The sequence below is a fragment of the Xanthomonas sp. NCPPB 2586 genome, from assembly GCF_041475775.2.
Classification (GTDB): domain Bacteria; phylum Pseudomonadota; class Gammaproteobacteria; order Xanthomonadales; family Xanthomonadaceae; genus Xanthomonas; species Xanthomonas campestris.
In genome coordinates this window covers 2678088-2698488 of the sequence record NZ_CM192981.1, presented here as the reverse complement: position 1 = coordinate 2698488, position 20401 = coordinate 2678088, and the positions used below count along the sequence as shown (strand labels likewise).

Sequence of the window (20401 nt, the reverse complement as noted above, 5' to 3'; positions counted from 1 at the left end):
GATCACTGGCGATTGCCGCCATCAATCGTCCACCAGCATTGTCGGCCATGGCGCTTAAAGCTTGAGGCCGGTCACGCTATCCTGTCAGTGCGCGCGCCGCATCGAACGCGCTGTCGAACAGCCGTTGCACTGGCGGTGCGAATTCGCTGGCGAAACTGGACAGCAGGAACAGCCCCAGCAACACCGTCAGCGGCAAGCCCAGCTGCATCGGATTCAACGCGGGCGCGGCCTTGGCGAGCGCACCAAATGCCAGGTTCACCGCCAGCATCGCCACCATCATCGGCAAGGCCAGGGTCAGCCCACCGCGCAGCACCTGCAGCAGCAAGGTGGGGGCCACTTCGGCAAACGCGGCCGCATCCGGCACCGCGGTCCCGATCGGCAAGGCCTTGTAGCTGTCCACCAGCAACGCGATCACCGCCAGGTGCCCATTGGCCGCGAAGAACAGCAGCCCGAAGCCGATGTAGAACCACTGCGCGATCACACCGGAGGTCACCCCGCGCAGCGGGTCGGACATCTGTGCGAACGACAGACCGGTGGCCTGCGACACCAGCTCGCCGGCCAGCGCACCGGCCTCGAAGATCAGCCGCAGCATGAAACCCATGCTGGCCCCCACCGCCAACTCGCGCGCAATGCTCAGCACTGCGGTGGCATTGAACCCGTCCCACTCCGGCACCGGCGGCAGGATCGGCGCCAGCGCCATCGCCAGGGTCCCGGTCAGCATGACCCGCACCCGCCCCGGCACCGCCCGCGTCCCGATCAACGGCATCGCGGTCAGCAGCGCACCGGTGCGCAGCATCGTCCACATGATCGCCCCGACCATCGCAAACGCGCGCTGGCCATCGATCACCATCTGGGTGGCGGCATCCATCAGCGCGTCCCGCTACCCGATCAGATGCGGAATGCGGTGGAACAACTCGATGGTGAACTCCACCAGATGTCCCAGCAGCATGCTGCCAGTCGCAAACAAGGTTGCGGTCAAGGCAACGGCCTTGGCGACAAAGCCGATGGTGGGCTCGTTCAACTGGGTGGCGGCCTGCACCACACCAATCACGACACCAACGATCAGCACCGCCAGCAGCATCGGTCCGGCAATCCACAAGACGGTGACCAGGCCACCACGCAATTCGGTCAGGGCGATTTCAGGGCTCATGGGGAGTGCTGATGCAAGTGCGGTGCCAAAGGAGGGGATTGGGGAGGTGGGATTGGTGATTCGTTTGGAGCAGGGGCTGAAGTGCCCGATGCGGGCACGCATTGCGGTGGTGCACCGAGCAAGGATTGTTGAGTCTGTCGACACGGGAGTGGGGATCGTTCTGGTCACGGTGCCGAAGCGCCCGGTTGGGACTGATTGCGGTGGCGCACCGAGCAGCGATGCGGCGAATCTGCCGCTGCCGCTGTGGAAGCCATACTCGCTGTTGGGCTTGAGCCCGCTCAGTTGGCCGGTGATACGCAGTGCGCCCTCCACGGTCTTGAAGGTGGCCGTGCCCCTTACCTCGTCGCTGTCGCTGTCCCTTCGCTGTTACTAGCTGTTCTCGGCCGTTGCTCAGCTTTGCTGTTGCCTGGCTTTTGCTGTTCTGCTTCGGGGTCCCCCATACCGCAGCGGCAGGCCACGTGGGTCAAACCCCAGCGGGGCGGCGCGCATGGATGCGCGACGTTTTTCAAAGGGACAGGGACGTCCCTTTGAAAAATTCCCACGTGGACTGCGTACCCGGAGCGCCTTGGCGCGGAGGGGCGCGAGGACGGGGGTGTGTTTCTTTGGTTACTTTCTTTGCACAAGCAAAGAAAGTAACTCGACCCCCGAAGGGGGCCGAAAGCTCTGCTTTCGCTTGAGCTTTTGCTGTGTGTTGGAGCAATCAATCAAATGCTTTCACGCCCTCCGGGCGCGAGTCACTTTTCTTTGCTTGTGCAAAGAAAAGTAACCAAAAGAAAGCACACCCCGTCCTCGCGCCTTCCGCGCTACGCGCTCCAGGTCCGCAGGCCATCCGGGAATTTTTCAAAGGGACGTCCCTGTCCCTTTGAAAAACGTCGCGCATCCATGCGCGCCGCCCCTGCGGGGTTTGCCCCGAATGGCCTGCCGCTGCGGTATGGGGCCCCGGAGAAGCTGAAAGCAAAGCGAAGGCGAAGCAACAAGCACAAGCACAAGCAACAAGCGGCAAGCGGCAAGCGGCAAGCGGCAAGCGGAGCTGATGGTTGAGCAGTGCAGCGTTGCCGTGTGGAAACTCAGTCAACTAGGGCAATGCTACCGCGCGCAACGCGCGCCCACCCCTACGACGCGTTAAAGCTCGCCGCCAGCGTGCCCACCACCAACACCCACCCATCCACCAGGATGAACAACAAGATCTTGAACGGTGCCGAGATCAACATCGGCGACAGCATCATCATGCCCATCGACATCAACACGCTGGCGACCACCAGATCGATGATCACGAACGGAATGAAGATCAGAAAACCGATCTCGAATGCCGTCTTCAGCTCGCTGGTCACAAACGACGCCACCAGCACCGGGAACGGCACCGCGTCCGGGCCGGCGTACTTGCCGTCGCCGGCCATGCCCGCGAAGGTCATCAGGTCGGTCTCGCGGATCTGCGCCAGCATGAAGGCGCGCAGCGGCTGGGTGGTCAGCGTCCAGGCGGTGGAGAAATCGATCTGGTTGTTGAGGTACGGCTGCAGGCCGGCACCCCACATCTTTTGCCACACCGGCATCATCACCAGCGCGGTCAGGAACATCGCCAGCCCCAGCAGGACCTGGTTGGAGGGGGTCTGGCCGGTGCCCAGCGCCTGGCGCAGCAGGCCCAGCACGATGGTGATGCGGGTGAAGGCAGTGAGCACCAGCAGCATCGACGGCAGCAGGGTGATCGCCGTCATCAGCAGCAGTGTCTGCAGCGGCAGGCTCACCGGCTGGTCGCCGATGCGGCCAACGCTGACGTTGGGCAGGGTGGGGATCTGATTGCCGGTGGCCGGCGCCGCCGGTGCGGCGGCCTGGGCCATGGCCGGCAGGGCCGCGGGCGTGGCGCTGGCCAGCAGCGGGCAGCTCATCACCAGCAGGATCAACACCAGGCGCACACTGCGCCCCCAGCGATTCCAACGACTGAACATGTCACGGGTCCTTGCGCAGCTTCTGTGCGAGCAGCTGGGCGAAATTGGGAAGTTGCTTGAAATTGGGCAGGGTGGGTGCAGGCGTGGGCGGCAGTGGTTCGGCCAGGGTGTGCAAGGTGCTGATGCCGCCGGCGGTCACGCCCAGCAGCAATTGCTGGCCGTTGACCTCCACCACCACCACGCGTTCCTTGGCACCCACCGCCAGGCTGGTGACCACCCGCAAGCCCTCGCTGCTGCGGAATCCGCTGCCGGGCATGCGCTTGAGCAACCAGCCCAGGCCGACGATCAGCGCGAGCACCAACAGCAATGCAAAGACCGCGCCAAACAGGCCGGGTGAAGAGGGCGCCTGCGCGCCGACCTGGGTGGCCTTGGCCGCGGCGGGCGCGGCAATGGCCAGCAGGCCGATCACCGCAGCCTCCGGATCCGTTCGCTGGGGCTGACAACGTCGGTCAGGCGGATGCCGAAGCGGTCGTTGATCACCACCACTTCGCCATGCGCGATCAAGGTGCCGTTGACGTACACGTCCAGCGGCTCGCCGGCGCCACGTTCCAGTTCCACCACCGAGCCCTGGTTGAGCTGCAGCAGATTGCGGATCGGAATGCGCGCGCGGCCGACTTCCAGCGACAGGGTGACCGGCACGTCCAGGATGACGTCCAGGTTGAGGTCGGTGGCGTTCTGGTCGTGCTCGGCGTGCAGGCTTTCGAAGGTGGCGGGCGCGGCGTCGAGGATGTCGGAGTTGATCATTTGCTGGAGTCCTGGGAGGGAACGGCGCGTGGGGCTTGCACGCCGGGCGGGCGCACGGCGGTGATCTTGACGGCGTTGTTGCCGTTGGAAACGCCGAATTCACCGGTAAACAAGGGGATTTCTTCCACGCACAGCGGCACCTGGGCGGGCAGGTCGATCGGCAGGATGTCGCCGATCTTCAGGCCGGTGAGCTGGCGCAGGCTCATGCGCTTGCTGGCCAGCACGCTGGAGAGGGTGACCTCGGCGGTGTCCAGCTGCTCGCGCAGCATCACGTTCCAGGAATCGTCGCGGTCGTTGCGGTCGCTCTGGATGCCGGCGTCGAGCAGTTCGCGGATCGGCTCCAGCATCGAGTACGGCAGGGTGATGTGGATCTCGCCGCCGCCGCCTTCCAGCTCCACGTGGAAGCGGCACACCACCACGTACTCGCGCGGGGTGACGATGTTGGCGAAGTGCGGGTTGATCTCCGAGTTGATGTACTCGAAGTCCACATCCATCACCGGTGCCCAGGCTTCCTTCAGGTCGGCAAAGGTCTGCTTGAGCATCAGCTGGATCACGCGCATCTCGGTGGCGGTGAATTCGCGGCCTTCGATGCGGGTGTGGAAGCGGCCGTCGCCACCGAAGAAGTTGTCCACCACGGTGAACACCAGGGTGGGTTCGAACACGATCAGCCCGGTGCCGCGCAACGGCTTGAAGCGGATCAGGTTGAGGTTGGTGGGCACGTACAGCGAGTGCATGTACTCGTTGAACTTGACCAGGTCGATGCCGCGCACCGACAGGTCCGCCGAGCGCCGGATCAGGTTGAACAGGCCGATGCGCCACAGCCGCGCGAAGCGCTCGTTGACCATCTCCAGGGTCGGCATGCGCCCACGGATGATGCGGTCCTGGCTGGACAGGTCGTACTGGCGCGCTTCGCCGGGTAAGGGCTCCGGCTCGGTGTTGACCGCGCCCGAGTCGACGCCATGCAGCAGGGCATCGATTTCGTCCTGGGAAAGCAGATCACTGACGCTCATGGGGACGGTGCCTTACTGGGTAACGAAACTGGTGAACAGCAGTTCTTCGACGCACTTCTTGCCGGTCTCGCTGGTCATGACCTTCTGCGCTTCGGCCAGCGCGGATTTCTGCAGCTTCTGCTTGCCGGGCAGGTCGGCCACATCGGCGGCCTTGACCTGCGACAGCAGCATCAGCAGATGCGCGCGGATGGCCGGGGCGTTTTCGGTGATGAGCTTGAGTTCTTCCGGGTCGCGGGTGACCAGCTGCACTTCGACCTGCAGGTACTGCGGGCCGTCGCCGGGGTCGGCCAGGTTGACCACGATCGCCGGGTCCATCGGGAAGTACTGCGCCGGCTTGGGCACTTCGGCAACCTTGGGCGCGGCGTGCTTGCCGTCTTTCTCTTCGCCCTTGTGGCCGAGGAAGAACCAGGCGCCGCCGCCGGCAGCCGCCAGCACAACGACACCGATGGCGATCAGCAGGATGGGCTTCTTGCCGCCCTTCTTCTTCTCGTCTTTCTCTTCGGTCTTTTCGGGTTTTTTCGCGGCTGCCACGGTGTGCTCCAGGGGAATGCTCACCCAGTGGATGCAATCGGCGTGCCAAACCCGCGCCGGTTTCCCGGCGCCCGGCTTCCGGGCGTACCAAAACCCCCGCAGCCCTTACGCTGCGGGGGTTTGGAGGGCACCGCGGGCGGGGGCGTGCCCGCGGTGCACGACGCGATCGGGCCCATGGGCCCGTGGGAATCAGGCGTAGGCGTCCAGCAATCCACGCTGGCGCAGCACCACCGACGGAATTCCGACGGGCGGGCTGTCTTCCAGGCTCAGGCCGTTGCCATCGGTGCCGGCACCGTTGCGATTGCCGGATGGGTTCTGCTGTTGCTGGCTCACATCGGCCTGGCCCAGCTGGAAGCCCTGCTGGCCGAGCATGTCGCGCAGGCGCGGCAGGCTCTGCTCCAGCGCCTGGCGTACATCGGCGTTGGCGGCGGTGAAGCTGGCATTGACCTTGTCGCCTTCCAGATGCAGGCGCACCTCGACCGGGCCCATCTCGTTCGGGGTGACCTTGATGTGGGCGTGGCCGATCTTCTGGTCGGCCAGCCAGCTGAGCCGGGCGCCGATGGCATCGTCGAAGGTATCGCTGCCCATTTCCGGGGTCGGGGTGGGCGAGGCACTGAACACGGCCGGGGCGTCCTGCAGGCGGTTCAGGGCAGAGGCGGTGGTGGTCGGCAGCACGAAGGCCGGCGCGTCCGGCGCATCGGTCTTGAGGTCGTCGGCCGAGCTATCCAGTGCGGCGGTGGCCAGGCTCATCAGTGCGGCGGCCTGCGGCTCGCCGCTGAGCGCCGTGGCTGCGGCGGGTTTGGCGGTGGCCGCCGCCGGTGCCAGCGCGCCCAACGAGGGCAGGGCGCTGGCGGCCGTGGCGGTGGTGGTCGGTGCGGCTGCATCGGTGGGCAGGATGGGCGTGGCGGTGGTCGCCGTGGTGGCAGCGCTCATGCTGGCCGTCAGTGCTGCGGCCGCCGCGGCCAGGGCATCGCCGCCCGGTACCGCTGCCGCCAGCAGGCTCATGCCGAACCCGCCCAGGCCCGCCGGCGGCCACGCGGCGTCGGGGGTGGCAGTCGCGTCCGTGGGTTCTTCTTTGCCGTCGGCGCCGGCCGGCTTGGCCTTGGCAGTGTCAGTGGCTGCGCTGGTGTCCTTGGCCGCCGGCTCCTTGGTGGACTGCTTGGCGGATTGGGCAGATTTACCATCGCCGTCCTGCGCACGCGAGCGCGCGGTGGCATCGCCCGGCGCGTCCTCGTTGTTGTCGTCGTCGCTGCGCTGCTTGTCGGCGGGCGGCTTGGGCACGGCCTGCTTGGCCGGCACGCGCTCGGGCGCCTGCGGCGGGGCCTGGTTGGGCGTGTTGGCCGGGTTGAGCATGCGCGCGAACTGGTCCTGCCCCGGGTCCTGCTCGGAGGAGGGATCGCTGTAGCTGGATTTCTTGCCGGTGCTGGCGAGTGTGCCAAGGCCGGCCGCAAAGGCGGACAAGGGGTTCATGCGGATTCTCCGGTGGCGTCTTCGCTGCGGGCCAGGCGTACGCGGCGTGCGCCCAGGTCGTCCATCTCACGTTGGTCGCGGCGTTCGATCACCTTGTTCTCCTGTGCGCGGTAGCTGGCAGCCAATTGCTCCAGTACCTGTTTTTCGCGGCTGGCCAGCAGCAGGCGGGTGCGCTCGGCTTCCACCTTGGCGCGGTTGCTTTCCACGGTCTGTGCCTGCTGCAGCACGGCGCTGTCGAGCCGGTCCAGGAAGGCGCGGCGGTTGCTCAGCGCCACCGCGCTGGTGCCCGACATCTGGCTGCTGGCGTATTCCTCGGCGTAGCGGCGCAGTTCTTCCAGACGCGACTGATGCGTGTCCAGGGCGCGCTGACGCTCGGCCAGGTCGCGGGCCACCTTGTCTTCCTGTTCCTGCGCGCGCCGCAGCAGCGGGTCGATTCGTTTGGACTGCATCATCGGTTAGTTCTCTGGTTCCACCAGCCGCTGCAGCGCGGACAGGCTGTCGGTCAGATCGGACGCCTTGTGCACGTCCTGGCCAAGGAAGTCGACAATTTCCGGCCAACGCGCCAACGCTTCGTCGGTGGCCGGGTCGCTGCCGCGCTGGTAGGCGCCGATGGCGATCAGGTCGCGGTTGGCGGTGTAGGCCGACAGCAGGCGCTTGAGCTTGCGGATGCGCAGGCGCCAGGTGTCGTCGGCGATGTCCTGCACCACGCGGCTGACCGAGGATTCCAGGTCGATGGCCGGGTACAGGCCGCTGTCGGCAACCCGGCGCGAGAGCAGGATGTGGCCGTCGAGAATGGCGCGGGCGGCGTCGGCGATCGGGTCCTGCGGGTCGTCGCCTTCGGTCAGCACGGTGTAGAAGGCGGTGATCGAGCCCCGGCCCTTGGCGCCGTTGCCGGCACGTTCCACCAGCGCCGGCAATTTGGCGAACACCGACGGTGGGTAGCCGCGGGTGGTGGGCGGCTCGCCGACCGACAGGCCGATCTCGCGCTGCGCCTGCGCAAAACGGGTCAGCGAATCCATCAGCAGCAGCACATTCAGGCCCTGGTCGCGGAACCATTCGGCAATCGCGGTGGCGCGGTAGGCGCCGTGCAGGCGGGCCAGCGGCGGGCGGTCGGCCGGGGCGGCCACGACCACGGCGCGGCGCAGGCCTTCCTCGCCCAGGGTGGTTTCGACGAAGTCGCGCACTTCGCGGCCACGTTCGCCGATCAGCCCCACCACGATGACGTCGGCGGAGGTGAAGCGGGTCATCATGCCGAGCAGCGTCGATTTGCCGACGCCGGAGCCGGCGAACAGACCCACGCGCTGGCCGCGGCCGATCGGCAGCATCGCGTTGATGGCGCGCACGCCCACGTCCAGCGAGGTGGTGATGGGTTCGCGCGCCAGCGGGTTGATCGACACGCCGGCCATGCCCACGCTGCCTTCGGCGCGGATCGGGCCCTTGCCGTCCAGCGGGGTGCCGTCGCTGTCGATGACGCGGCCGAGCAGGCCTTCGCCCACTTCCACGCCGCCGCGGCGCCGCGAGGGCACCACGCGGGCGTTGGGCAGCAGGCCGTGCAGTTCGGCGCTGGGCATCAGATAGGTGCGTTCGCCGGAAAAACCGACCACTTCGGCGTCGACCCAGCCGCCATCGACTTCCACCTTGCAGGTGGCGCCCATCGGCGCCTCGCAGCCGGTGGCTTCCAGGGTCAGGCCCACCGCGCGGCGCAGGATGCCTTCGCGGATCAGGGTGCGGCCGGCGGCCGGGTCCAGGCCCAGCCCGCCCAGACGGGTGGCCAGGCGCAGATTGCGTGCATCCAGCCAATCGGCCGGGGTGGCTCCCAACAAGGCGCTCACAGGCCTGCTCCGGATTTACGCATGACGGTTTCCAATGCGGCCCGCAGGCGCGCGTCCAGGGTGCCGTCCACGCGGACGCTTTCGGCATGCACGCGCAGGTCGCCGCGGCTCAGGGTCAGGTCCGGGGCCACCCGGGTGGTGCTGCTGGTGGCCAGGTGCGGCAGCAGGGCGGTGATGTCGTCCGGATGCAGGCGCACCTCGACCTCACGGCCGGCGCTGCCAACCGCATCGATGGCTTCCTGCACCAGGTCGGCCAGCAGCTGCGGCTCGGCCTGGTAGGCGCGCCCGACCAGCGAGCCGGCAATGCGCACGGCCAACTCGCCGAGCGCGCCGACCACTTCGTTTTCCAGACGTGCCAGCGGGCGGGTGAAGTTGTCCAGGATGCCGTCGATCTGCGCGGTCAGGCGGCGCACTTCCGACTGGCCCTGGGCAAAACCCTCGGCATGGCCGCGGGCGAAGCCTTCCTGCTGGGCAGCGTCCTCGATGGCCTGGATCTCTTCCAGGGTCGGCGGGCGCAGCACCGGCTCGTACACGGCCGGTTCGTCGAACTCGGCTTCCGGCAGTGCCGGCGCCATGTGCAGGTCGGGGGCGAGCCAGCGGGTGACCACGTCGTTCATACCATCGCCTCCGCACCGGCGCCGCCGAGGCTGATGGCACCTTCGTCAGCCAGGCGGCGGACGATGGTGAGGATTTCCTTCTGCGCCGCTTCCACGTCGGCCAGGCGTACCGGACCGCGCGCTTCCATGTCTTCGAGCAGTATCTCGGCGGCGCGCTGGGACATGTTGCGGGTGATCTTTTCGCGCACCTTGACGTCGGCGCCGCGCAGGGCCAGGCCCAGGCGCTCGCCGGAGACTTCGCGCAGCAGCGTCTGCAGGCCGCGGTCGTCCAGGTCCACGAGGTTGTCGAACACGAACATCAGGTCCTGGATCTTGCTGGCCAGGTCGGCGTCGATCTTGCCGATCTCGCCCAGCACGCCCTGTTCGGGGCCGGTGTCCAGGAAGTTGAGGATGTTGGCAGCCACCTTGATGCCGCCCACGTTGGACGACTTCAGGTTCTGGTTGCCGGCAAATTGGCGCTCCATGATGTCGTTGAGCTCGCTCAGCGCATTGGGCGGGATGCCGTCCAGGGTGGCGATGCGCAGCAGCACGTCGGCGCGGGTGCGCTCGGGCAGCAGCTTCAATGCTTCGGCGGCCTGGTCGCTATCCAGGTGCGCCATGACGATGGCGATGATCTGCGGGTGTTCGTTACGCACCAGGTCGGCGACCGCGCGCGGGTCCATCCACTTCAGGGTGTCCAGGCCGGTGGTGTTGCGGCCCAGCAGGATGCGGTCAATCAGGCCGCCGGCCTTGTCGGCGCCAAGCGCCTGGATCAGCACGTTGCGGATGTAGTCGTCGGCGCCCACGCCCAGTGAGGTCTTGCCGGCCAGTTCGCCGTTGAAGTCGTCCATCACCTTTTCGACCTGGTCGCGCGAGATTCCGCTCATGGTGGCCATGGCGATGCCGATCTTCTGCACTTCCTTGGGGTCCATGTGCTTGAGCACCTCGGCCGCGTCGGTTTCCCCAAGCGACAGCAACAGCACCGCGGCACGCTGCACACCGGACATCGATTGTGTATCAGGCTTCACTGGCGACCCATCCCTTCACGACTTGAGCAACACGTTTTGAATCGGCTTTGACGGCTTCACGGGCCAGGCGCACCCGTTCTTCGTAGGCATCCGGCAGGGCGATCGGGAGCTTCTTGTCCTGGCCGATCTGCGCGGTGTCTTCTTCCAGGCGGGGCATCAGGTCGTCGTCTTCATCGACCATCCGCACGTCGGCGCTTTGCGGGGTGCCGTCGTTACCGCCTTTCTTGTTCTTTTCCTTGACCGCAGCGGTGCCGGTCAATTGACGCAGGGTGGGGCGCACCACGCCGAACAGCAGCGCCAGCACCACCACCGCACCGACCAGCAGGCGCAGACCGTTCTGCACACGCGGGTCTTCCCACCACTTCGGACCTTCCTCGCCCGCCACCGCTTCACGCACGAACGGGGCATTCATCACCGACACCGTGTCGCCACGTGCCGCGTCGAACCCCACCGCCTGCTTGACCAGGCCTTCGATACGGGTGAGCTCGGCGGCGGTCAGCGGTTGCTCGACGATCTTGCCCTTGGCACCCGGGCGCGGGACGTTGTCCAGCAGCACCGCCACCGACACCCGCTTGATGCGGCCCGCCGGCTGACGGGTGTGTTGCAAGGTTCGGTCCAATTCGTAGTTACGGGTGGCGCTCTTGGAACTTTCGGTCGGCGCGGCCGGGGTGGCCGCCTGGCCAGCGGCCGGAGCGCCCGGTGCACCGGCAGTGGCGGCCGGGGCAGGCGGCTGGCCGGGGCTGTTGCTGGTGGCGCCCGGAGGACCCTGCGGGCCGGTGGCGCTGGTGCTGCTGTCGCTGACCTGCTCGCTGCGCAGCTTGGCCGGCTCGCCGTTGTAAAGCTCGCGGGCTTCTTCGACCACCGAAAAATCCATGTCCACGCTGACTTCCGGGTTGACCCGGCCGGCGCCGGTCATCGGCTCCAGCAGCTCGCGGATGCGCTGGTTGTAGGAGCTTTCCTGGCGGCGCACCTGCTCGAACTGGGCGGCGTGCTGGGCGGCGTCGCTGTTGGGGTCGGCAATGGAGAGCATGCGGCCGCTCTGGTCGACCACGGTGACGCGCTCGGGCGTCATGTCCGGGATGCTGGACGCCACCAGATTGACGATGGCATCAACCTGGTTACGCTCCAGGCCCTGGCCGCCGCGCAGCTCCAGCACCACCGAGGCGCTGGCCACGTCGCGCTGGCGGGTGAACGCGCTGGGCTTGGGAATGGCCAGATGCACGCGGGCCTCGCGCACCGGGCGCAAGGTACCGATGGTGCGCGAGAGTTCGGTTTCCAGCGCGTGCTGATAGCGGGCGTTTTCCACGAACTGGCTGACGCCAAAGCCCGGATCCTTTTCCATCAGCTCAAAGCCACCGCCGGTCTGCTGACCGGTCAGGCCGGAGCCGGCCAATTTCAGGCGGGCGTCGTACAGGCGATCCTGCGGCACCGAGATGGCGCCGGTGGACTGGTCGATCTTGAACGGGATCTGCGCGGTGCGCAGCAGGTCGGCCGCTTCGGCGTTGCCTTTATCGTCCAGGCCGGTATACAGCGCCTGGTAGCCGGGCTTCTGCGACCAGAAGAACACCGCCAGCCCTGCAGCCACCGCCAGGGCGATCATCGCCATCATGGTCAGCTTGCGGGTGATCTGCATGCTGCGGATGCGGTCGAACCACTGTCCCGCCTTTTCGGCGTTCTGGTTCATGGAATCTTTGGTGATCGCGAGGGCCATGTGTCGTCAACCTTTACAGCGGCATGTTCATGACGTCCTGATAAGCCTGGACGAGACGGTTGCGGACTTCCACGGTGGCGCGGAAGGCCACCTGGGACTGCTGGGAGGCGACCATCACCCGTGCCAGATCGGCACTGGGGTCACCCATTTCGAACGCCTTGGCCAGCGCGCCGGACTTCTGCTGGGCCTCGTTCACGCCGCCGATGGCGCCGCGCAAGGTCTCGCTGAAGCTCGGTGCCTGTGTGGCCGGCGTGCCGTGCGCGCCAGCCAGTCCCTGGATCTGATTTCCGCGCGCAGCGTCGGCCACCTGACCCATCGGGCCTTGGCCCATCTGTGTCTGGTAGCTGCGGATCTGCGAAAGAATCGAGGTAACGGAGTCGCTCATGGGTGCGGTCAGCCAGGGAGGCATCCACACCAATGCAAGCGGCGTGCCGAAACCGCGGCGGGTTTCTGGCGCAGGGGCGGCGATGAGGGGGCTTGCGTGATCCGCTCAAGCGGTTGCAAGCGGTGGCAATCAGTAGCGCCGGAGAGACAGCTCGGATGGCCGTGGCCACCGCGCACGTCCGATTCAGACCTCAAGACCGGCAGGCGATGCGCCGGCCGGCCATGCAGATGCGGCCGGCGCCCGGCCGCCAGCTTCATGCCGATTCAGTCGGGCAACCACTGCGTCAGCCAATGCGCAGCGTGGTCCTGGTCCAGCATCCAGTCGCGGTGTACTGCCGCACGCAGTGCATCGCCGGCGGCAGCGGCAGCGTCCAGATCGTGGGTATGCATGCGGATTGCCTCAACCCAGTCCCGGTAACGCGGGCGCACGCGGGTCACAGGGAGCGAACCCTGGTAGGGGCGCACGTCGCTGCATACCACCGGGAAGCCGCAGGCACCGTACTCCAGCAGGCGCAGGTTGCTCTTGCACTGATTGAACAGGTTGTCTTCCAGCGGCGCCAGCGCCAGGTCAAGGTTCAGTCCGGCCAGCTTTGCGGGGTAGAGATCGATAGGCACGCCGGGGTGGAACTCGTGGACGTAAGGCTGCAGGCTTTCCGGGCACATGCCGAAGAACACCCACTCCACCTCTGTGGCCAGCGCCTTGATCACTTCCTCGATCATTTCCAGGTCACCCTGGTGGCCGCCGCCGCCGCCCCAGCCAACGCGCGGGCGCTTGCCCTGGCGGCGCTGGCCTTGCCGGTCCCGCCACCACGGTAGCGGCAGGCGGTTCTCCACGACCCGGGTGTCGCGGTGCAGGCCGTGCAATGCCTCCGCCAGCGCCGGTGTCGAGACGACGAAGCGGTCCACCATCGCCAACGATCTGCGCATGCTGCGCATGATGTCGTTGGGAATGGCATCACGATGCAGGCTCTTGCGCGGCACGTTGGGCAGGTAGTCGTCCAGTTCCGCCACCTTGAAGCAGTTGCTGAAGCGGGTGCCACGTTGCTGCGGCTCCAGGTTGTAATCAAACATCTGCCGTTGCAGCACCAATGTCTCGGGCTGGAGGCGCTGCATCTCCACGGGCGACAGGTAGCGCAGCGACCAGATCGCGTCGGCCAGTCCGGCCGCCTGCATGGCGTGCACGGGCTGGATGATGCGGTAGTTGCCGCAGCCAGTCTGGTCTGCAGTCATCGCCAGCACGGTGGGTAGCGGACGCCAACGCAACGGGCGCCAGGTCAGACTGTTGTTATCTTCCACCTGGAAGGCGTCGCCATTCAGGTTCAGATTGCGGTTGTATGCCGGGTCGTTTGCGATCCAGGGGAGCCATTTGCGGTACATGGCCTCTTGTTCGGCCTCGAAGCGCTGCACCTTGGCCAGCTGCGGGGCGGTATCCACCTGTGTCTGGCTGACGCTGCCCTCATGCAGCAGCACAGCATGTGGTGTCCAGACCACCAGATAACCGGCCTGACGGATCTTCAGGCACAGATCCACATCGTTGTAGGAAACCTTGAAAACATCCTCGTCCAGGCCACCGACTTCGGCGTAGAGGCTGGCGCGTACCATCATGCATGCACCTGTGACCGCACTGTAGTTCTGATCCACCTGCAGCCGGTACATGTAACCGGGTGCATCCAGCGCCTGGCCGTTGAAGGGATGCTCGGCGGGTCCACGCAAGCCCAGCACCACGCCGGCGTGCTGGACGGTGCCGTTGGGATACAGCAGCTTTGCGCCAACCACGCCCACCTCCGGCCGTTGCGCGTGGTTGAGCAGCGCATCCAGCCAGTTCTCCTGCAGGATCGCGGTGTCGTTGTTCAGCAGGACCAGATACTCGCCCCTGGCATGCTGCGCCGCCAGGTTGTTCATGGCTGCATAGTTGAACGGATGCGGGTAGCGCAGCACGCGCAATTGCGGGCTGTCCATTGCTTCGATGCCATCCAGCCACTGACATGCGTCGGCGTCGGTGCTGCCGTTGTCGACGATCAGTAGCTCGTAGTTGGAATAGGCGGTCTTTTCGAGCAGCGTCTCCACGCAGCGCTGCAGCATGCCGAGCTGGTTCTTGGTGGGGACGATGATCGACACCCCCGGCGTGTGCGCATGCCCGTACTCGATGCGATAGCAGCCGGGCAGGTGGCTGTGGATCTTTGCCTGTGCGTAGCTGCGGTGGTGCAGGTGACGCAGCAAGGCCTGCTGCTCGGACGGGTGCGACCAGACGCGCGAAGTGGGACTCACCAGCAGCGGTTCGTGGACGTGGCCCAGACCGTCAAGGCCACCGGCGTCGATCAGGCGCAGCAGCAGATCCAGTTCCGCCGCGTCGGTAAACGCCGGGTCCAGTCCGCCGGCTGCAACGAAGATCTCGCGCCTGTAGAGCCAGTTACGGACCATGCTGGCCGGCATCGACAGCAGAAGATCCAGGTTGAAGTCCGGACGCAGCAGCGCCGACAGTTCGCCGTCTTCGGCACGGATCATTTCATCGGCATAGACCGCGCGCAGGCTGTCGTCGCCGAGCAGATCCAGCGCGACGGTGAGCAGGCCCGAGGCGGTGAAGGTGGCGCCAGCCTTGACCGGCAGTAGCCAGTCGGCTGACTCGGTGGCGGACAGCGCATTGATTGCCTCGAGTTGCGCCAGTGAGCCCTCGTGGCGGTGCAGCTGGATCGAGAACGGCGCTGTTTGCGGCGTGACCACGGCCAGTGGGCTTAGGATACGCAGCTGTATCCGAGAATACTGGCAGGCCTGCGCGATCAGGCTCTGGACGGTGGCGTCGATCGCCTCTGCGTCGCCATGACGATCCAGCAACACGATGCAGATCAGGGGGCCGCCGCCGGCGGCCTGAAAGCGCGCCTCGATCAGCCGGTGCTGGGCGTTGTCGGGCACGCGCTGATCCAGCCAATTGCGCAGGATCTCGCCACTGCTCGGCAGAACCGGCGGCAGACCGCGAAGCATGCGATCCACGCGCACGCCCAGATCCAGCGCAACGAAGGGCTGCGCGCCCTCCAGCGTCCTGACCCCGACCTGGTGGTTGTCCACGGCGCGCTGCCAGCCCAGTTCGCCAATAGCTGTGCGGAACGCGGTGAAACCGGCACGGCCGATGTCGGGCTTCAGACGCGCGGCATTGCTGACCTGTCCGGCGGAAATGCGGAAGCACGACAATGGACTTTGCAACATGGCCAGGTGGCCCTTGCGCAGCAAATTGACGTACATGGTGAGGTCGCCCAGCCACTGGATACGCCGCCCCTGCAGCGAGAACGGCGCATCGGCATGGGGGCGCATCTGCGCGGTGCGGAACATCACCGTGCTGGGTTCGCCGATAAAGTTCAAGGTGCGCTCTGCCAGAAAGGAGACCAGCTCCTGGCCGTGCACACAGACATCGCCCTCGAACGGAATTGCGTTTGCGCCCGATTCCGGCAGCAGAGCGCCGCGCTCATCAATCAGTTGGCGGCGCGATGAGACCAGTGCTACTTCCGGGTGCCGGTCGAGCACGTCGGCCATTGCGGTTAGGCAACCGGGCAGCAGCACGTCGTCATCGCAGAGGAATTTGAGGTAGGTGCCACGTGCCTGTGCGATGCATCGGCCGAAGTTGCCCACTTCCAGCAGCGGCTGCGGGTTGCGCAGATAGCGAATCTGCGCACCGTGTTCCGAGTCCAGGAAATTTTTCACGACCTCGGCGACGGCATCGGTCGGACAGTCATCGCAGATCAGCAGTTCCAGGTCGTGCATGTCCTGCGCGAGCACGCTGTCCAGGGCGGTTTTCAGGAAGGTCGCTCTGTATGCGGGAACCGCCACGGTGACCCGCGGCGCAGTGGCGGTGGCAGCAAATGAAGTGGGCATCGGGATCGTCAAAGGTCGGGCGCTCAGGCAACGCACTTGCGGAGAAAGAGGGTGCCGGCGGTGACGAAGGCGCAGTCGAATCCGCCACCGACGAGCAGGGCATCGCCAGCGCGGCATGGGCCGTCGCCGAATGCCCAGACGTAGTCGTCCAGCAGTAGCCAACCGCCGGGGCGCACCCACGGCAGCCAGGTGGCGATGTCGGCGACGACCTCGGCATGGGCGTGGTTGCCGTCGATATGCAGCACTGCGATGGTTCCCCGCACTGCGACCGGTCGCAGCGGCCCGCTGTCCAGCGAGCCGCTGGCTGCGGCTTGGCGGTAGACCGAGATGGCTGCCTGCGAGGGCAGGCGGATGCAGCCCATGCCAGGGATTTGCGAAGCAGCCGCCAGGAAATTGTCGAAGATCTGCGCAAAATCCACCACCACATCGTTTCCGTTCAGGATCGCGGCGGCGTCGCCCTGGTCGCGTGCCTGCGCAAAGCCCCAGGCATCCACGCAGATGGTAGAGCCAAGCGCGTAGCGGTGTGCCAGGCTACCAAGCGCCAGCGCTGATCTTCCATACAGACAGCCGATCTCCACGACGTCACCGGGGGGCGCAATCCGCGCCAGCGCGCAAAGCGCAAGCAGCTTCGTCTCGTCGCACTGTCCGGGTGTGCGCAAAAATTGGCGGTGCAGGCCAGCCGCCTCGTGCACCGTCAGCGCGGCCGCCGGCGCCGGGGCATCGGGTAGCTGCCAGGGAGACGGATCTTCGATCGCCGCTTCGGCCCACTGCCGGCTGCGGGCAAATGCAGCGCGCTCTGTCTCATGCGGACTGGGCGTGCACAGCCTTAAAGGCTGCCCCGTGCCCCAGTCCTTCGCCAGTAAATGGTCCAGATAGGCCCAGACGCCCTGGTGCGCGCTGAACACGTCAGTAACACCATGCGCGGCGACAAGACACCGCAGGGCAGGTACGAACGCCGGGTCTGTGATGTAGGGCAGGGGCAGAACCGCTTCCACGCCGAACAGGCGATCCTCGGTGGGCTCGGAACTGGCACCGAGCACACGCTGGCCCAGCGAGCGGGCGACCGCGATCCAGGCTGCCGATGCGTCCAGGTTGACCGGAAAAACCAACACGGTCGGTACGCCTGGGGCCGGCGTGCGCGCCACCGGGGCGTTCATCGGACGCAGCCGATGCACAGCAGCCGCTCGCTGGTGTCCAGCAAGCGGTGGCCGGAGGCCTTGAGATAGGCACGTAACAGCCAAGGCTGGGTCAGTCCCCAACGGATCAGGGCATCCTCGTGGCGGCGCTTGTACTTGCCGACCGGGATCACGACCACCTCGTCGCAGACCTCACGCATGTGCGCGGTGATCTCCGCAACGCTGAAGAACCGGATGTCGTAGAGAGGATCGGTACGCTTCATGGTGTCGAAGTAGGCGAGGAACCGGGCGTTGTGCCGGTTATGCACGGTGGCGATCATGCGATGGGCGGTGACCCGGGCCTGTTCCCTGGCCAGGGTCTGGATCTGGTCATCGGAAAACAGCACCCAGAAGCCGTTGTGGTAGGTGACATCGACCGCGCGGTCGGGTAAGGCCATCTCGAAGGCGCTCATGCGGGCGATGTGCGTGGCGAATTGCGGAAACGCTTGCTTTGCCCGTTGCACGGACTCCATGGAGAAATCCATGCCGGAGCAGTTCACGCCCATCGACCGCAGTGAAGCCATATCGCGGAAGCTGCCGGCAGCAAGCTCCAGCACGCTGTGCTCATCGCGTTCCAGCAGGGCGTGGATATAGTGAGCATGGCGACGATCGTGCTGATAGCGGTCGAAGATCTGGGTCCACTTGCGGTCCCATTCGTCGGCACTGGAGGTCGGATTCAAGTTAATCAGTGGCATGCGATGACGCTCGGGAAAGGGCATGGACAGAGGATGAGACCGGCATGCGCTCGGCGGATAGTTCGACGATGTGCGCGCTCCGGGTGAACACGCGCGCCTGCGTCATCTGTGGCATCGGTGGCAGCGGGCTGCCGGTGAAGCAGGCCAGGTGGGCGGCGGGCATGTCGTAACCGGCAAGCACCGAGAAGCCCACGCCTGCGGAGAAGCGTGGGTTTACATCCATCAGCAGGTAGCGGTCATCAAGGCGCAGGAACTCGATGTTTGTGCAGCCATGCAGATCGAGCGTGGCGGCGACATGCAGGGCCTGTGCTTCCAGGTCCGGGGCGACGGCAACGCGCACGGTGGTACCAGCACCGTTGGCAGTACGCAGTAGTTCCTCACGGCACAGACACTGCCCTGCACCGCTGACACGCTCGCGTACCACGTCGGCGACGAACACTGCGCCCGGGCGGTAGGGCTGCAGCAAGTAGTCGTCTGGGTCCAGGTGCCGGTGCGCGGACGCAAGATCCTCGGCGTCGTGCAGGATGCGCTGGCCCTGGCTGCTGCGCCCGCGACGCGGTTTGACCAGCAGTGGGAACGCGGGCAGGTCGGCCACCTGACAGAGCGGAAAGGAAGGAATCGCCGCCACCCGGGGATCGCCGGAAAAACGCGCGTGCAGCGCAAGTTTGTCGCGCGCCAGCGCGATCGCATCCGCGTCGGAGGTGCAGATGGTCACGCCGTGATTGGCAAAGCGCGCTTTGTGCGCGGCCAGCACATCCACCTCCGGGTCGGTTAGCGGCATGACCAGGCCGATCTGCTCGCGCAAGCAGACCCCCAGTAGCGCATCGGCGTAGTCATCGGCGGCCTGGCCGGGCGGCAGGGCAACGAAATCGTCAACCATGGTCGAGGCCGCCACCCAGTTGCGCGGATGGATGTCGCTACCGACGATCCGGGCGTCACTGCAGGCACGAAGCGCGCTCAGCACGCTGACACCCGACATCGAGCCGATTGACGTCACCAAAATGCCGCGTCTGATGGACTCAGGACGCATTGGCGATCGTGTCCACCACCGTCTGGACCACCTCGTCAGGAAGGCCAGGATAGATCGGCAGGCAGATCACCCGGTCTGCGGCGCTGTAGGTATTTGGGAGCCCGGCCGGGCAGGCCGATTGCAACGCGCTATACATTGGAAAGCTGGTGATCGGCGGGTAAAAGTAGCGACGTGTATGGATATTCTTGCGCTTGAACAGTGCGTACAGCGCATCGCGATCGAGCGGGTAGCCGGCCTCGACAAAGATGGGGAAATAGGATGCATTGTGGCGTTTGGCACTGCTGGTCAGGCAGGTAATGCCGCACACCTGCGTCAGGTGCTGCCTGTAAAAAGCCGCGATGCGGCGACGCTCGGCCAGTACCTCGTCGATGTGCTTGAGCTGGAGCAGGCCGAAGGCGGCGTTGATCTCCGACATCTTGCCGTTGATGCCTGGTTCCACCACCGTGGTCTCGTCGACGAAGCCGAAGTTCTTGAGATGGTCGATGCGCTGCTTGGTCTCTGCGTCCGGGCTGACTATGGCGCCACCCTCGAACGTGTTGAAGACCTTGGTGGCATGAAAGCTCAGCACCGATAGGTCGCCGTGACGCAGGATGCTGCCGCCGGAGTCGGTCACTCCGAAGGCATGCGCCGCGTCGTAGATCACCTTCAGCCCATGACAATCGGCAATGGCCTTGATCGCCGCCACGTCGCAGGGATTGCCATAGCAGTGCATCGGCAGGATCGCGGTGGTGCGCGAGGTGATCGCTGCCTCGATCCGGTCCGGGTGCAGATTCAGCGTCTCAGGATCGATATCTACAAATACCGGCTGTAGCCGGTTCCACAGCAGGGAGTGCGATGTCGCGACGAAGCTGTAGGGCGTCGTGATGACCTCGCCGGCAAGGTCTAGCGCCTGCAGCCCGGTCATCAGCGCTAGGGTACCGTTCGCAAACAGGGAGACGTGCTTCAGCCCCAGGTAATCGCCCAGGCAACGTTCCAGTTCCTGATGACAGGGACCGTTGTTGGTGAGCACCTTGCGCTCCCAGATGCCTTCCAGATAAGGCAGGAACTCATGCAGCGGCGGAAGATAGGGCTGGGTGACGAAGATCGGATCCCGGCCGGCCTGCGGGTCGCAGGCCGGCGGTGACAGCGTGGCTGGCCCTTCCCCGTTGGTCCCGGCTACCGGAGACGACGCCTCCGTGTAGTGCGAGCCGGCGGCCGCAGGCTCGTGCGATACGGGGCGATGGTCGAGCGCTCGATAC

At 66.0% G+C, this 20401-nt stretch carries 19 protein-coding genes and 1 pseudogene; all 20 read right to left on the bottom strand.

Going from position 1 to position 20401, the window contains the following annotated elements; genetic code table 11:
- Positions 1–76: 76 nt before the first annotated feature.
- The 20 genes and pseudogenes from fliR to ACCQ09_RS11470 all read right to left on the bottom strand — a co-directional run bounded on the left by fliR (position 77) and on the right by ACCQ09_RS11470 (position 20289).
- Positions 77–868, bottom strand: a complete 792-nt coding sequence (gene fliR, locus ACCQ09_RS11565) for a flagellar biosynthetic protein FliR (RefSeq protein ID WP_011037080.1) — start codon at positions 866–868, stop codon at positions 77–79.
- 12 nt (positions 869–880) lie between these two features.
- Positions 881–1150, bottom strand: coding sequence for a flagellar biosynthetic protein FliQ (locus ACCQ09_RS11560; protein WP_040941337.1), 270 nt, complete (start codon positions 1148–1150; stop codon positions 881–883).
- 243 nt (positions 1151–1393) lie between these two features.
- Positions 1394–1489, bottom strand: a pseudogene (locus ACCQ09_RS11555) (superoxide dismutase family protein); the annotation flags it as partial.
- Between the two features lie 773 nt (positions 1490–2262).
- Positions 2263–3093, bottom strand: coding sequence for a flagellar type III secretion system pore protein FliP (fliP, locus tag ACCQ09_RS11550; protein ID WP_116890929.1), 831 nt, complete (start codon positions 3091–3093; stop codon positions 2263–2265).
- Position 3094: 1 nt separating this feature from the next.
- Positions 3095–3502 (bottom strand): flagellar biosynthetic protein FliO, encoded by a 408-nt coding sequence (gene fliO / locus ACCQ09_RS11545; protein WP_011037083.1) that lies wholly within the window; start codon positions 3500–3502, stop codon positions 3095–3097.
- A complete protein-coding gene (gene fliN, locus ACCQ09_RS11540; protein WP_014507674.1) occupies positions 3499–3837 on the bottom strand; it encodes a flagellar motor switch protein FliN in 339 nt (112 codons plus the stop codon). Before fliN ends, fliO begins: the two co-directional genes overlap by 4 nt.
- The gene (gene fliM / locus ACCQ09_RS11535) at positions 3834–4847 is read right to left on the bottom strand and encodes a flagellar motor switch protein FliM (RefSeq protein WP_011037085.1); all 1014 of its coding nucleotides are present in this window, start codon (positions 4845–4847) and stop codon (positions 3834–3836) included. The genes fliN and fliM overlap by 4 nt, the downstream gene beginning before the upstream one ends.
- Before the next feature lie 12 nt (positions 4848–4859).
- Entirely contained in the window at positions 4860–5402 is a 543-nt protein-coding gene (locus ACCQ09_RS11530; protein WP_016945280.1) for a flagellar basal body-associated FliL family protein, read from the bottom strand.
- Between the two features lie 165 nt (positions 5403–5567).
- On the bottom strand, positions 5568–6848 hold the full coding sequence (locus ACCQ09_RS11525; RefSeq protein WP_228427925.1) for a flagellar hook-length control protein FliK: 1281 nt from the start codon (positions 6846–6848) through the stop codon (positions 5568–5570).
- The gene (fliJ, locus tag ACCQ09_RS11520; protein WP_011037088.1) at positions 6845–7300 is read right to left on the bottom strand and encodes a flagellar export protein FliJ; all 456 of its coding nucleotides are present in this window, start codon (positions 7298–7300) and stop codon (positions 6845–6847) included. Before fliJ ends, ACCQ09_RS11525 begins: the two co-directional genes overlap by 4 nt.
- 3 nt (positions 7301–7303) lie before the next feature.
- Entirely contained in the window at positions 7304–8680 is a 1377-nt protein-coding gene (gene fliI / locus ACCQ09_RS11515) for a flagellar protein export ATPase FliI (RefSeq protein ID WP_012438339.1), read from the bottom strand.
- Positions 8677–9297, bottom strand: coding sequence for a FliH/SctL family protein (locus ACCQ09_RS11510; RefSeq protein WP_011037090.1), 621 nt, complete (start codon positions 9295–9297; stop codon positions 8677–8679). The genes fliI and ACCQ09_RS11510 overlap by 4 nt, the downstream gene beginning before the upstream one ends.
- Positions 9294–10283, bottom strand: a complete 990-nt coding sequence (fliG, locus tag ACCQ09_RS11505) for a flagellar motor switch protein FliG (protein WP_011037091.1) — start codon at positions 10281–10283, stop codon at positions 9294–9296. Before fliG ends, ACCQ09_RS11510 begins: the two co-directional genes overlap by 4 nt.
- A 10-nt stretch (positions 10284–10293) precedes the next feature.
- Entirely contained in the window at positions 10294–12015 is a 1722-nt protein-coding gene (gene fliF, locus ACCQ09_RS11500; RefSeq protein WP_040941336.1) for a flagellar basal-body MS-ring/collar protein FliF, read from the bottom strand.
- A gap of 13 nt (positions 12016–12028) precedes the next feature.
- Complete coding sequence (gene fliE, locus ACCQ09_RS11495) at positions 12029–12400, bottom strand: flagellar hook-basal body complex protein FliE (protein WP_016945281.1); 372 nt, start codon at positions 12398–12400, stop codon at positions 12029–12031.
- A 263-nt stretch (positions 12401–12663) separates the two neighbouring features.
- Positions 12664–16263, bottom strand: a complete 3600-nt coding sequence (locus ACCQ09_RS11490; protein ID WP_019237677.1) for a glycosyltransferase — start codon at positions 16261–16263, stop codon at positions 12664–12666.
- A gap of 23 nt (positions 16264–16286) precedes the next feature.
- A complete protein-coding gene (locus tag ACCQ09_RS11485; protein ID WP_227971122.1) occupies positions 16287–17408 on the bottom strand; it encodes a class I SAM-dependent methyltransferase in 1122 nt (373 codons plus the stop codon).
- An 8-nt stretch (positions 17409–17416) separates the two neighbouring features.
- A complete protein-coding gene (locus tag ACCQ09_RS11480) occupies positions 17417–18133 on the bottom strand; it encodes a class I SAM-dependent methyltransferase (protein ID WP_011037096.1) in 717 nt (238 codons plus the stop codon).
- Positions 18120–19112: an ATP-grasp domain-containing protein gene (locus tag ACCQ09_RS11475; protein WP_225443804.1), complete on the bottom strand. Its 993-nt coding sequence runs from the start codon at positions 19110–19112 to the stop codon at positions 18120–18122. The genes ACCQ09_RS11480 and ACCQ09_RS11475 overlap by 14 nt, the downstream gene beginning before the upstream one ends.
- Before the next feature lie 40 nt (positions 19113–19152).
- Positions 19153–20289 (bottom strand): DegT/DnrJ/EryC1/StrS family aminotransferase, encoded by a 1137-nt coding sequence (locus tag ACCQ09_RS11470; protein ID WP_043877902.1) that lies wholly within the window; start codon positions 20287–20289, stop codon positions 19153–19155.
- Positions 20290–20401: the final 112 nt, after the last annotated feature.

Bases quoted from the DNA above. Each gene is read 5' to 3' on its own strand.
- fliR (WP_011037080.1), bottom strand. From the start codon at position 868: ATGGATGCCGCCACCCAGATGGTGATCGATGGCCAGCGCGCGTTTGCG.
- ACCQ09_RS11560 (WP_040941337.1), bottom strand. From the start codon at position 1,150: ATGAGCCCTGAAATCGCCCTGACCGAATTGCGTGGTGGCCTGGTCACC.
- fliP (WP_116890929.1), bottom strand. From the start codon at position 3,093: ATGTTCAGTCGTTGGAATCGCTGGGGGCGCAGTGTGCGCCTGGTGTTG.
- fliN (WP_014507674.1), bottom strand. From the start codon at position 3,837: ATGATCAACTCCGACATCCTCGACGCCGCGCCCGCCACCTTCGAAAGC.
- fliM (WP_011037085.1), bottom strand. From the start codon at position 4,847: ATGAGCGTCAGTGATCTGCTTTCCCAGGACGAAATCGATGCCCTGCTG.
- ACCQ09_RS11525 (WP_228427925.1), bottom strand. From the start codon at position 6,848: ATGAACCCCTTGTCCGCCTTTGCGGCCGGCCTTGGCACACTCGCCAGC.
- fliJ (WP_011037088.1), bottom strand. From the start codon at position 7,300: ATGATGCAGTCCAAACGAATCGACCCGCTGCTGCGGCGCGCGCAGGAA.
- ACCQ09_RS11510 (WP_011037090.1), bottom strand. From the start codon at position 9,297: ATGAACGACGTGGTCACCCGCTGGCTCGCCCCCGACCTGCACATGGCG.
- fliG (WP_011037091.1), bottom strand. From the start codon at position 10,283: ATGTCCGGTGTGCAGCGTGCCGCGGTGCTGTTGCTGTCGCTTGGGGAA.
- fliF (WP_040941336.1), bottom strand. From the start codon at position 12,015: ATGGCCCTCGCGATCACCAAAGATTCCATGAACCAGAACGCCGAAAAG.
- fliE (WP_016945281.1), bottom strand. From the start codon at position 12,400: ATGAGCGACTCCGTTACCTCGATTCTTTCGCAGATCCGCAGCTACCAG.
- ACCQ09_RS11490 (WP_019237677.1), bottom strand. From the start codon at position 16,263: ATGCCCACTTCATTTGCTGCCACCGCCACTGCGCCGCGGGTCACCGTG.
- ACCQ09_RS11480 (WP_011037096.1), bottom strand. From the start codon at position 18,133: ATGCCACTGATTAACTTGAATCCGACCTCCAGTGCCGACGAATGGGAC.
- ACCQ09_RS11475 (WP_225443804.1), bottom strand. From the start codon at position 19,112: ATGTCGGGTGTCAGCGTGCTGAGCGCGCTTCGTGCCTGCAGTGACGCC.